The following is a 13211-nucleotide window of genomic DNA, read 5'->3' as shown; positions in this document are numbered from 1 at the left end:
TCCCCTCGCCACAATGGACGGTTCGACCTCCATGAGACCCCACCCATGAAGCCCTCGCGCCTGCTGCTGACCTGGCTCGCGATCCTGCTGGCCGTCGATATCGTGCTGGGAGCGTTGCGGGCGTTGGGCATTGCGTTGCCAGCATCGGCCCAGTCGATCAGTTGGGGCTTGCTGCTGGCCTTGCTGGCCCTGGCGATCCTCGACGCCATGCGCCTCAAGCGCCTGCCTTCGCCACGAGTGCAACGGCAGATGCCAGGAAGCCTGGCCTTGGGTCGCTGGAGCGAGGTCCAACTGGGGATCACCCACGACTATGCCCAGCCGCTGGGCGTTCAGGTCTTCGACCACGTCCCCGACGGCCTGGACTTCGAACACCTTGCGCTGTCAATCGAGCTCCAACCCGGCCAACACAGCGAGGTCGCTTATCGCCTGCGTCCACTCAAGCGCGGCCACTTCACTTTCGAGCGATGCGAAATCAACTTGCCGAGCCCGTTGGGCCTGTGGACCGACAGGCGCCTGCTGGAGGCAATCGATGAGATCCGCGTCTACCCCGACTTCGCCAGGCTCTACGACGGCCAGCTTCTGGCGGTGGACAACTGGCTCAGCCAGCTCGGCGTCCGCCAGCGCCAACGGCGAGGCCAGGGGCAGGACTTCCATCAACTGCGCGAGTTTCGCGAAGGCGACAGCCTGCGCCAGATCGACTGGAAGGCCACCGCTCGCCATCGCACGCCCATTGCTCGCGAATACGAAGACGAACGCGACCAACAAATCATTTTCTTGCTCGATTGTGGCCGACGCATGCGCAGCCAGGACGGCGAGCTGTCGCATTTCGATCAAGCGCTCAACGCTTGCCTGCTGCTCAGCTACACGGCCCTGCGCCAGGGCGATGCCGTGGGCCTGAGCGCGTTCGCCAGCGAGCAACCGCGCTACCTCGCTCCGGTCAAGGGCCCCGGCCAACTCAATGTGCTGCTCAACAGCGTGTACGACCTGGACAGCACTTCCCGCCCCGCCGACTACCAGGCCGCCGTCACCGAACTGCTGGCCCGGCAAAAACGTCGGGCTCTCGTGGTGCTGGTGACCAACCTGCGCGATGAAGACGACGAAGACCTGCTGACGGCCGTCAAACGACTGGGCCAGCAGCATCGGGTGCTGGTGGCCAGCCTGCGGGAAGAGGCACTGGACCGACTGCGCGAAGCGCCGGTGCAGACCTTGCCCGAGGCCCTGGCCTATTGCGGGGCCGTCGAGTATTTGAATGCACGCAATGAGCTGCACGAGCGCCTGAACGCCCATGGCGTGGCGGTGCTGCAAGCCCGGCCCGGGGAGCTGGGGGCCGAGCTGGTGACGTTGTACCTGGGGTGGAAGAAGGCAGGGAATCTATAGATGCCCGACATCCGGGCATCAAACGTTCACCTCGGCAGGTAAAGGCCTGGAAGGCAGATCCGGACTGCTCAGGTTCACGACAAACTCACCGTAGGCCTGGGGCTGCGTCACAATGGTCCAGCGTAAGGGAGTTGCCGTTACCGGTCGTTGTACGTGCAATTGAGGATCGAACTGCAATCCCAACGATATCGGCGGGACGCCGGACAGGGACACTTGCGTCTCGTTGATCAAGCTGCTGTCGTTCTTGGCGCTCAGCTCCAGGACATGGCTTCTTCCATGGGTCAAATACAGTCTCCTGATGGGTAAATAGTCCATATCGACCAGGTCTCCGTTCAGCCGAAGGGTAAACTCCTGCACCCAGCTCTCCTCCGTTCCGGACACCCTTGACGCCAACCGGGCCGACTCCCACCCCTGCTCCCCTCTGACCGATGCACTCAGGACATAGCGCCCGATTCTGGGCGGCAGCTCGAAGGTAATGCGCGCCTTGCCATTCGCATCGGTAGCGACCGGTTCGAGTACAACGCCTTTGTAAAACCAATGTACCCGCACCCCTTGCACCGGCTCACCGCTGGCGGCGCTGACCACCGTGGCCTCGGCACTGACCGCTTCTCCCGGAACATTCTCCAGGCCCGGGCTGGTCAGGCTTTGAATCACGCAGGCCTCGTGGACGAGGTAAGCGAATTCCACGACTTCGGTTCCACCCACGGCGCGAGCAGTCACGGTGCCCGGGCCGGGAACCGTCGCCGTGAAATCGAACCGCGCAACGCCGTAAAAATCGGTGAATGTCGTTGCCTCCTCCACGGCCTCGTCGGTGCTGTTCCAGGACACCTGAACATTTCGGGCGGGTTGACCGGACAGGGCGTTGGTCAAGGTGATTTCAAAGAACAACCCTTCGCCCCAGTCGACCACCGTCGGCTCCTGGTTCGTTGCGGCCATGACATCCACCGGCAGGTGGCTTCCCAGGGAAAACGCATTCAGCGGCGAGCGGGCCAACAGCCGCGAAGCGGACAATTGCAGATAAAACGCCGCATCGGTCCGGTCACCGGCCAACAGGCTGAGCGGCAGGCCAGCAGCGCCCAATGGGCGCGATACGCCCAGCCCGACCGGCCCGAACGACAATCCCGCGTCCAATTCATAGGCGCCATCGAGCCCCAGCGTCAGCGCCTGGTTGAGCAACGGACTGTCCGAAGGAGCCGAGAGTGTCAAGTCCAACCGGCCTTCGCGCCGGGGAAAGAAAGTACGCTCGCCCCAGCGCTGTCCTGCGCCGGTACCGACGCTGACGTGCAGGTCGAGCCAGGGATCTTCCTGATAGGCAAACACCGAAAATGAATGTTCCACCTGGGTCGCATCATAGGGATTGATGACGGACGCCTGGACCTCCTGGCTTCCCGCACTCGTCGGCTGGTAGCTGCGTTGAGCGATACCGTCCGCGGCGCTCAAGGACATCTCCCCGTCGTCCCATTCCACGCTGACATCGTTTGCCGGCCTGCCGGTGAACGCCGACAGGTATCGCACGGCCAACCGTACGCTTTCGCCCTTGCTCAACACCGGATCGGTCGCCACGTCGTACGGCGTACCGATCACCACTTTGTTGTGGGCCAGCTTGAAACCGAAGGCCGACGGCTGGGTAAAGCCATCGACATCCCGGAAAGCGGCATTCCACCGACGCTCCGCGGTTTCGGTCGTTGCCGTCAGATCACAGCGATAGCGAACGCCACCCGCCGTCATGGCAGCAGGTTGCGCCAAGGACGGGGTGATGACCCATTGCGGCGGCAGGTCCGGCGCCATGACGGTTTCCAGCAGCAGCCCATGCAAGCCGCCGAGGTTGTTCGTCGGTTGGACCGTCAGCTCGTGGGTCGCGCCGATGCACGGGTACAACGCGACATCGTCCGTCCAGGGCTTCTGCACCTGGTCGAAGACCAACCCGATCTCGGAGGACAGATCCTGGGGCAACGAACGAAACGCCAGGTCGCGTGCCTCCATCCCCGTCGAGATCACCTGCAGGTCGAACACACCGCTGGTATCGACCGCCAGTGCGTCGACATTCCATTGCACGCCGCTGGCGGTGATTGTGACCGGGGATTCCATGTTGGCGATGACGATTGAACGGACGGCGGCCGGATCACGCCAGCGCAGAGAAACCTCCTTGCCGATCAACGGGCTGCCGGATGCCACCGCGAGCCGAAACGCATACGTCTGCCCCATGCGGCACACCGCACCCGCCCCCACCCGATCAACCGCTGCTTCATCCAAGGTAAAACTGCCCGTCTTCCAGACGCTGGTGGGCAATGTCTGGATCTCGAAGTCGTGCTTGAGCTGCGGTGCACCTTCCCGAGGGTTGACCCGCGCCGCGAGGGTGTAATCCCCATGCACGGTGGGCCGGTCGATCACGCTGGCCCAGCCGTCCACGCCGGTGAAGGTTCGCTGAAGCCCCCCGGAGGCGTCCCACTCCACCGGCACTCCGGCAACCGGCTGGTCACCTGCCTGGGTCACCACCCGCAACATGCACCAGACATAATCCCCCTCGTCCACCACCGGCACCCGGTTAGGCCCACGCACCTCGCCAATCTTGAGACTGTGGCGGGCCAGCGACATGGGGTTGACCACGGTCGGCCTCAACAGATCGGCGCTCCCCAAGCGCAAGTTGAACTGGCCATCGTCCCGGTCCTGGCAATCGAGGCGCCAGACCAAAGGGGTAGTGGTGACTGGCACCGGCTGCATCAAGGCCGGCTGGACCGTCACGCCCAGCTCTTCGGGAGCCTTGCCTTCCCAGGCCAGCCAGACATGCCGGTTGAGCAACGGGCTGTCGGCGGCAAAGGACACTTCCAGCCGATACGACGCGCCGCGATCGGGATAGCCGGTTTTCTCCCCCCACGGCGCAGCGTCCATGTTGGGAAACTTGACTCGTACCGTCTTCAACGGGTCCGTGGCATGGGCCTTGACGTCGAAGGTATGCGCCGTGTTGCCCTGTGCATAAAAAGGACTCTCGACCCGGGCTTGCACCGCGAGCGGGCCATCGCGCTCGGGGGTGAAATCAAACCACGCCTCGCCGCCTTCGTCGGTCTTGTCGACGGCAAGCACGTCCTCGCCGAGCAGCCAGGTCACTTCGCGATCGCGCATCGGCAGGTCCAGGTAATAAGACTTCACCCGGACGCCCAGTCTGACCGATTGAGCGTACTCGACCACCGGTTGGTAAGCCGGGTCCAGAATGGTTTCGACCACGAGTCGATGATGCCCGAGCGAAACGGCAATCGGATAAACCTGCGCGTGGTACTTGCTGTAGATGGACAGGTTGAACTGTTGAGTGTCATCCGAGACCGGTTCAGGGCAATCCACCTGCCATGCCGTTTCGATCGTTTGGTTCTCTCCCCATTCGGGCAAGATCACCACCGCCTCCAGCGGGTTGTCCTGGCTCCACAACAAGGCGTCGGTGCCGGTCCAGGGGCTGTCCGGCGCGGGCTGGAAGGACACTTGGTGGCGTTGGCTGCCGGTGGCTCCATGGCATAGATAGAGCAAGGGTTCGCCGGTCGGGGTGAACGCCTGGCCGTCATTGACGATGCGCGCCAGCACCAGCGGCTCCAGCTCGAGATGGAAATCGATCCGGGCGACAATGACGTCCTCGTCCGTCGAGGCTTGGGTCGGGCTGAGTATGACGAACTCGAAAAGATCCTCGCGCTCGACATCGAACTCGATCGGCGCGGTGATGAGTGTCAGGCTCAACGCCTGGGTTTCAGGGTCGGTCCCCCTGTTCCCCGTGGCAGGCAAGGGTATTTCCAGCATATCTTCGGTGCCGCGCCGGCGCAGGATGAAAACCCCGGGATCTTCATGACGGTTATCGTAGAGGAAGCTCAAGCGATAACCCGCCCCGGCTGATTGCGGTGCCGGCGCAGGCACTGTCTGGGTAATCCCCGAACCTTTGTAAAGAGACATGTAGTAGATGGGCTGCCCTTCCCATTGGCCCTGATTCCTGTGGTAGTGGCCTCCGGGCGTACCGGCGTCGTTCCAGTAGAAATAACCCAGGTCGAAATGACCGTTGGGGACGATATTGGTCCTGGTGTTGACGGGTTCTCTGTTCATCGTTGCGACCCCTTGAACGCTGTGCTGCTGGCTGTTCGCACTTTGTCCTGGACATACCGGGAAAACGCCGGGCCTCCCACCTTGGCGGTGTAGCGCACTTTGACGATGACGTCGTTCAGGGCTTGCAGTTGCTTCTTCTTCCGGTCGGTGTGGTCGAACCAGGGAAAGGTCAATGTCCAGCGGGACACGGCACCGGTGTTCTCGAAGGTGTTTCGCAAGCCTTCGTCGGGTTTCAGCGCCGCCACGCCAAAATCGTCCAGGCCAATGGAAATGGCCATCTGTTCGCCGCTGCTGATATTGAGCAGCACATCGGCCGGAGGCAGGGCGCTTGCGCCGTACAGGTAGTCCAGCGACTCACGGGAGGCCTTGATCGCGGTGGCGCTGCTGACCTGCGTCAGCGTTGCACAGATGTTTTCATAAGGGCCGAGCAGGGTCGGCAACGTGACATCCACGGCGCTGATCTGGCGGCAGTAGTGGTTGTGGTAATCGCGATCGAACAGCAGTTGGGACAGTTGAAAATTCAGGGTGCCGGTGTTTATCAAGTCATCTCGCGCTTCGGCCCAGCTCGGGTAATCCGGCTCTGTATCGATGCCCTCATCGAACAACTGACGCAGGGATACGGTCTTGACCATTTCCAGGCGTCGCTCGTACCGCAGCAGGTAATCGGCTTCCATGCGCAACAGATCGAGGCGCAACGCGTCTCCGGCGGTCAGGCCGTAATAATTGTCCAGCCACGCATCGGTGCGTATGTGGGTGAGATCGAATTCGGCGGTTTCCAGTTGCAAGGCGCTCTGGGCGCTCAGGCATAGGCTGACGACTTGATCATAGGCCTGGTAGTGCAGAGTCTTGCATTGCCCCAGATACCAGCGGTACAGCTCGACACGGGTGGCGCGGGTGAGCAGGAAATCATAGAGCGCCTGGCTCTGCGCATTCATCCTGAGGGTCTGCTCCAGACTGGCCTCGGCGGCATAGACCGCATGTTCCTGGGCCTTGATTTGTTCATCGATCATCGCCAGCTCCGCGGTGGCCTGATCGCGAACCAATCCCCAGTCCTGACGGCGCCGCCGATAGCTTTCGGAGGTGGCATCCTTCTCGGCATCGTTGCGCACGACCTCGGCCGCGACCTGGAATCCATAGCCGATGGCTCTTGGCAGGCTGCCCGGCTGATGTCCGCCGTTGGCCAGGCCGAACACATTGGGGAAGGCGTCAATAACAGCGCCGGCCACTTGCATCGACGTGCTCAGCGACGTCAGCAGTTTAGTGGTGTCGAGAGCCGCCATGACCTTGTATTCACTGTTGGAAATGTTCTCGACATACAGTCTCGCGAAATGGGTTTGCCGCTCCTCGGTCAAGGTGCGACTGCTCTGCAGGGCCGCCAGTGTTTCTCGCAGTTGGGCGAGATTTTCTTCCTGCACCGTCCTGACGAAGGTACTGAGCTCGGTCAGATGGCGCTGCTGCAGCAATTCCTGCTCGCCCCGGTCTTGCTGCTCCAGCAGGCGCATCACCTGATTGCCGCAATCCTGCAAGTATTGGGTGGCCCGGATGGCCGTGTCGAACAACGGGCGCCAACGAAACGCCGCGACCCGCAAGGGCCCGCCCAGGGGACGTACGGGACCGCCACCGCCGGCCGCCAGATTGTTGAGCAGATCCGAAGGGTTGATCGTGCTGAACATTTCGATGGAGAGCGGTTTGCCGTCGATGGTCAGGTTATTTCGCAGGTTGTACAGGCGCTGGGCCGGTAACTCATACAGCTGCAACAGCCGCTGGCTGACCGGCAGGCGGAAACGTCCGGTGCCGATGACGCCGGGGTCTTCGAAAAAACGGGTCCTGACCGGCAGCGATCCCGACTCCAGCACCAGCGCCTGCTCGAATGCCTTGAGTGCGGCGCTGTCTTCCAGTTCCTCCACCAGTTCCGCCAGCGTGGCGGGCGTCCACTGGCTGAGGGTCTGCATGTCGGGTGCGGCGCCCATCAGGTTCTTGGCCCGCAGGTATTGCAGCTTGGCCGCCGCCAGGCTGTCCCGTGTCAGTTGCCGGTAGAGCCAGTCCCCCCACGCCACGAGGTTGGCGGCGTAGTCGAGGAAGATCAGCATCTGGTAATGCCGGGGCGTCGAGTACGCTATCGCGTCGGGATCGGTCGGACTGTCGGCTTCGCATCCCACGTCGCCTTCGGCACTGGACACATTCAGCGGTCGGCAACGCCAATAGCGCGGCTTCGGATTCGCCCTGCCGGCATCCGCATCGGCGGGCGCCTGGGGATCGAAGATGAAATGCAACCATTGCTGGGCTTCGACAAAACGCTCTTCATCCTTGAGTCGCGTCGCCACCAGGTGGGGCAGATGAAAGAACAGCTCCCAGAAAAACAGCCCGTTGGCCCCGTCGAACGGTCCATTGGGCTCGGCCGCTCCCTCGGGCAGCGGAGGCTCGTCGGGAAACTGGGTGTCCCAATCGAGTACGGCATCGGTCGACACATTGGCGCGCGTCACCAGCTCAGCACCGATCAGGGTATTCAGGCGAGCGTACTTGAGGGTCAGGGCCGGGTCGTTGAGGTGCAGGAATTGGGCGCCCCGTGCGTTGGTCTTGTGCAGCGAGGGCAGTTTCGGCGCTGGGGGTACACCCTTCAGTTCCAGCGTAAAGGTCTTGCTGCCAAGATCTTCGCTTGACAGAACGAATATCGCTGTCAGGCCGGCGAAGCTGGCCCGGGTATATTGTCGCCATACGAATGACCAGCCTCCGTTGTCCGAATGTCTCTCGGTGATGGTTTCCGGCTCGCCACCCGAAGCGTATTCCAACTTCAATGTGAAGGTCGCTTGCGTTTCGGCCGCCCCTGGTGTGCCCAACGCACAGTGGGGTTGTACATGCAGGATTTCCTGACCGCCGGCCACGGTGATGAACGCCTTGAGCGAGTATTTTTCCGCCAGGGGTCCCCCTTCGGAAACGATCTCCCTCATCCGGGAGAATTCCGTCGGCGCCACCCGTTGCTGAAGCGTCGTGGAATCTGCGAACCGGACCATGGCCAAGTGGTCCATGATCGACTTTTCATCGTCCACTTTGCGGAACAACGCGTCGCGTGTTTCGTAGATCTCCACGGGCCTGGGTCGCGTCCATATGGGAATGGTCGTCGCATTGGTCAAATGCACCGCCAACCGCCCCTTGGGGTACAACGGGTCCACATCATCGCGCAGCATCACCGCCACCAGCCGGCAGTTCGGGCTGACGTCCTTGTCGAACTCCGACAGGTTCAGCCGTATCGGCGGCGACCACTTGCCGTCCAGCGTAATAAAAGCGACCTTCAGTTCTAGCTCATAGGGCTTCTGCAGCCCGCCTTCGCCGTCAAACAGCGCCTGGCGCCATTCGGCCCAGACCATGCACAAGCGCCCTCCCCAGAAGACGAGCCGGCTGTCGAGCACCTGCACATCGGCGGGAATATCGACGGGCTGCCATTCACTCCAGGCCGCCGGATTGATCGCTCGGGTGTCGGCGTCCAGCTGGACGTCGGCCTTGCGCCAGAAGTAACGATAGGGCGCTATCCGCTCCCGCCCGACCAGGTAATAGTCGGCACGACGGGCATCGGCGCCGTCGACATAACCGTTGAGCACATCCAGGTTGCACACTTCTTCAAAGGCACGCAGGTACTGCTGGATGCCCGCCTGCACCGAATCGGTCGTCAGCCGGGTCTGGTTGAGGTTGTTTTCCAGCGCCCTGAACAGGCTGGTCTTGCGGATGCGCGCATAAGGGGTGATGTAGTCCTCGGGCATGCACTTGAGTAACTGGCTGGCAGCCCATAGCGGGTATTGGCTGGCGATGTCCCAGTCTTTCAAGTCCTTGCTGTCGAATTCCCGCTGGGTATAGCCCGGTTCGAGCTTCTGGTAGACGGCATGGATGTACTGCTGGAAACAGCTGACCGCCTCGGCGACCCAGGTGGTCTTGACCTGATGGTTATCCAGGGGATCGGTACGCAGCCACTCCAGCAAATCGTCCGCGGTTTGAATCGTCGGGTATCCCTTGTTGTCGTCCTGGTCCTCGATCTGCTTGATACCCAAGGCACATTCGATCAACGCGTCTCGGCGCAGGGCGGTCGCCCGGGTGATGTCTTGCGTAGCCATTGCCCTCTCCTGTGGGTTGGGTATCGTCGCCATGCGGACAAGCAGCGTGGCGCGCGATGAAACGTCGCTTCATGGGATGAATTCGATGGCCCTGAACAGATGTTCGGCGTCGTCTTTGATGACCTTCGGCTCCGGGATTTGCGTTTCTTCCAAGCTGGTGAACGTCACCTGCGCCATCCCCTCGGCATTGATCGCGCCCAGGACAGGAATGGGGAACAGCGGTTTGAGCTCCCAACTCACCGCTTCATCGGCAGCCGGGTTGCCGTATCGGTCACGCATGAGCACCCGTAGCGTGACGTCGGTGCCGACTTTTTCCTTCTCGACGCGGAACTCGCCGTCCACGGGCAAAAACCTGAACGTGGAAGGGTCGTTACCCAGAGTGATCATCACCGCCGGCTGCGGCTCGCGGGCGTCGAGCCGGTAGCTGATCAGGTCACGCCCCATCGTGGCGCCGGCATGCACGGTGACCGTGGCCTCACCGTGCTCAGTGGTCGTGGATTTTGGCGGATCGATACGACACGACCTGGATGTCCAGTACACATTGACGTTCTTCTGCGGCACCCCCGCCAGGGTGACCGTGACGGTCAGTTGCGCCGTTTGATTGCTGTTGGCGACCAGTTCGGTGCGATCTATTGTGGTTTGAACCTCGACCCGATCACCGGCGGCATGCAGCCCATACAGGGGTGACGTCCGGTGAGGGTCCGCCAACTGAGCCGTGACCTGATCGGCCAGGGCCTGGTAGGCACTGAAGGACGCATCGGGAGTCAACAGGCCCATCTTCAGGATCGTCGACGCGTCCAGTGTGCTTTGCAACGAAAAACCACGCAGGCGCGTGAGCAGATCCAGGTGCTGCAGGCTGCGGATGTAACCTTGCCCCGGATTGACCCGGTCGGCGCAGGCGCGCACTTCCTCGGCGCTCCAGTCGAAGAGCTCGGCCAGCAGCTCGGCGGTGTGGGCCTGCACCAGTCTCAGCCCGTCGCCGGACAGGTCATTGGGCAGTCCGTTGACCACCCGCAGGTAATCGAGCAACTGCGACTCGGGTTTCTGGCTGAGGGCCACGGCACGGTTGTAGACCGTCAGGTAGTACAACGCGCTTGGCGTGAAGGGCGCGTTGGCGGGCGCCGCCTCGACACCGTCACCGATGGCGAGGTAAAGCGCCAGGAACTCCGCGCTCAGCTTGAGGGTTTTCACCACGTCGCTGCGGTAGCTGAACCCCATCAGCATGCCCAGGAACGGGTCGCCAGGCTCGTCGTCCCGCCGATCATCCCTGGTCGATTCGACCGTCGTCGGACCGCCCGCTACGTAGGAAAGCACCTCATGGACCGTACTGCCTGACCAGGTCAGCACTGGCAACGCCAAGGGGGAAGACAGCTCGCCGTACACGCCCAGGCTTTCCTGGACCACGCTGCGCTGGCTGGCACGGCTGCTCAGCAATACGCCGACGATCTGCTCGACGGTCTGTGGATCATCCCGATCGGTCGCTTGCCGCACAATGCGCTCGACCATTTCCCGCGCATAGTTCTCGTAAGGCAGGTCGACGGATTCGCTGCGGTGGATCACCAGCCCGTGCAGGTCGGCCAGCTCGTACAACTGCTGGGTCCATTGCCGGTCGTTGGACAATGGCGCGACACCGGCCATCCGCAACGCCGCCTCGGTAAACAACGCGGGCGCAAGCTGCGAACGGAGCTGATCGAAGAGCCGGATCTGTGCCTGGGAAGGCTCGGTGGGAGCGGACACGGACTGGGTGTGTTCCACGGTCCAGGCCACGTCCAGTTTATTGTCGGCGCACCAACGAACCCAACCCTCCAGGCGTTGGATCGCCGCCAGGACGTCCGCTGCCTGGCCGTCCGCGCTGATCACTGGCTGGCCGAGCAACGCAACGAGCCCTGACGCTCCACTCAACCGCTTGAGAATCTCCACCGCCACATTCGGCGCGACTCCCAGTAGCTGCGGCAACCTGGCCATGCGGTAGAAACCGGACAGCACCGGCAGGCTGCGTTTGAGTTCGGTCAGCTCCTGGGCGCTGGCAATCAGCGGGGCCAGGTTGAAATAAGTTGCCAGGTCGATGTTCAGGCCGCCGCAAATCTGCGCCACCGTCAATGCATCGGCTTCGGTTTCCGGCACCAGCGCGAACGCACCGTCGTCCATCAGCAACGCAGGGGTCGAGAGTGTGTCGCGGTTGAACACCCGGTCGAATTGCGAAAGCTCGCTGCCACGACCGAACACCGAAATATCGCCCACGAAGACCGCGAACGCCTCTGCCGTGCACTGATAATCCTCCTGGAGCATCCGGAACAGCCCCAATGCCCGGACGGTACTGCCCGTCATCCAATAATCCGGCGGTTGCGTTTGCGACGAGCCACTGGCCAACGCAGCGGCGTTCAGTTCGGCACCGATGATCGCGCTCAGCAGCGCATCGGTTTCGTGGCTGGGCAGCCCCAGTGCGTTGTCCAGACGGATCTTGCGGTTGAGGCGGTCGATTCGGTCGGTTCTGAACATGCCGCCGTCGATAAGCTCGGTAATGTTGTTGGTGAAAGGCCGTCCGCCGTACCTGATGCGCATCGAAGGAGCCGTCAGCCCATTGTTGACGAACACCGAGCCCGAATGCCCGGGCGTGATTTGGGCATCGAGCATCAGCGCATGCTCGGACAGCGTCGGGGCAAACAATTCAACCGAGAGCAAGGCTTCCAGTCCGGACTGAGTCAGTTGGGTTCGCAGGTTGAAAAAGAACGTCTGATTCAGGTTCTGCGACTCAATGTCCGTACGTGTCGCAAAGTTCTCCTTGAAATAGCTGTCTTGATCGCCGTCGGGGAATGGCGACACCTCCAGCATGAGCTGTCGCAAAGCGGGACTGAGCCGGGCCGCCTGGGTGAGTGCGTGAGCGCTGGTTTCTCCCCAGGGCAACGTACGCAGGAAATAGGGAAATGCCGGATCGCACCAGCGCACCACAGTACCCACGGAGATCCCCAGGTCCCGGGTCAACTCATTCAGCGTGGTCCAGGGATGATGGTAAGGCAACCCGTTGGGATAACGCCGCCGGCTCAGTTTCTCGTCCAGGTTGCCGCCCCCGCCGAGGGAGTCCGCGATGGATTTCTCCAGCACGGCGCTGACCACCTCGACCGATGACACCACGCGATGGGTCGTCACCGGGTCGATGCGCAGCAGGTCCAGGTCCTTGCGTCGCAAGGTCAGCGCATAAGCGTCGTTGGCTTCGGAAGGCACGAGACGCCGTTGCGACCAGTGCTTGAGCCACACCGCGTAGGCCACCGGTGAATGGATGGCTTCGATTGCGTCCGATGGGCATTTATTGCCGAAATTGGGTTTGAACAGCCCTTCATAAGTGGGCCCGTCAACCAACGCCAGCACGCCTTGGCGCAGGTACGAGGGCAGCGGCTCGTGGCGGGTCAGTTGGTCCTCGATGAAGCTCCTGAGCACCCTCGTCGCCAGCCCGTTGAGACGCAAGGCGAGCGCCTCGGCGTCTTCGCGTTCCAACTCGTACTCGCTCACCAGCCCGGCCACGCCTTTGCGTGCCAGCGCACAGACCGAGCCACCCGCTGCAAAATACTGCTCAAGGTCGGACAGTGGTTCGGACTGTCGCCCAGCCAGCAATTGTTCGCAAAAACGACTGGCGATTCGAGCCGGAGAATCTTTCAT

Annotated in this window: 4 protein-coding genes; 1 reads left to right on the top strand and 3 read right to left on the bottom strand. The window is 62.2% G+C overall.

Annotated elements, in window-relative coordinates:
* Positions 1–45 precede the first annotated feature (45 nt).
* Positions 46–1377: a DUF58 domain-containing protein gene (locus EGM97_RS04190; RefSeq protein WP_238961050.1), complete on the top strand. Its 1332-nt coding sequence runs from the start codon at positions 46–48 to the stop codon at positions 1375–1377.
* A gap of 18 nt (positions 1378–1395) precedes the next feature.
* Here the strand turns inward: EGM97_RS04190 and EGM97_RS04185 are convergent, their stop codons facing one another.
* The 3 genes from EGM97_RS04185 to EGM97_RS04175 all read right to left on the bottom strand — a co-directional run bounded on the left by EGM97_RS04185 (position 1396) and on the right by EGM97_RS04175 (position 13211).
* A complete protein-coding gene (locus EGM97_RS04185) occupies positions 1396–5454 on the bottom strand; it encodes an Ig-like domain-containing protein (RefSeq protein ID WP_238961049.1) in 4059 nt (1352 codons plus the stop codon).
* Complete coding sequence (locus EGM97_RS04180) at positions 5451–9557, bottom strand: Tc toxin subunit A-related protein (RefSeq protein WP_238961048.1); 4107 nt, start codon at positions 9555–9557, stop codon at positions 5451–5453. The genes EGM97_RS04185 and EGM97_RS04180 overlap by 4 nt, the downstream gene beginning before the upstream one ends.
* A 69-nt stretch (positions 9558–9626) precedes the next feature.
* On the bottom strand, positions 9627–13211 hold the full coding sequence (locus EGM97_RS04175; protein ID WP_238961047.1) for a Tc toxin subunit A: 3585 nt from the start codon (positions 13209–13211) through the stop codon (positions 9627–9629).

Origin of the sequence: Pseudomonas sp. AF32 (assembly GCF_022342325.2) — a bacterium.
GTDB lineage: Bacteria > Pseudomonadota > Gammaproteobacteria > Pseudomonadales > Pseudomonadaceae > Aquipseudomonas > Aquipseudomonas uvaldensis.
This window is presented reverse-complemented; position numbering and strand designations above follow the sequence as displayed.

Excerpts from the sequence above, each read along its gene's own strand:
- EGM97_RS04190 (WP_238961050.1), top strand. The coding sequence starts at position 46 with ATGAAGCCCTCGCGCCTGCTGCTGACCTGGCTCGCGATCCTGCTGGCC.
- EGM97_RS04185 (WP_238961049.1), bottom strand. The coding sequence starts at position 5,454 with ATGAACAGAGAACCCGTCAACACCAGGACCAATATCGTCCCCAACGGT.
- EGM97_RS04180 (WP_238961048.1), bottom strand. The coding sequence starts at position 9,557 with ATGGCTACGCAAGACATCACCCGGGCGACCGCCCTGCGCCGAGACGCG.
- EGM97_RS04175 (WP_238961047.1), bottom strand. The coding sequence starts at position 13,211 with ATGAAAGATTCTCCGGCTCGAATCGCCAGTCGTTTTTGCGAACAATTG.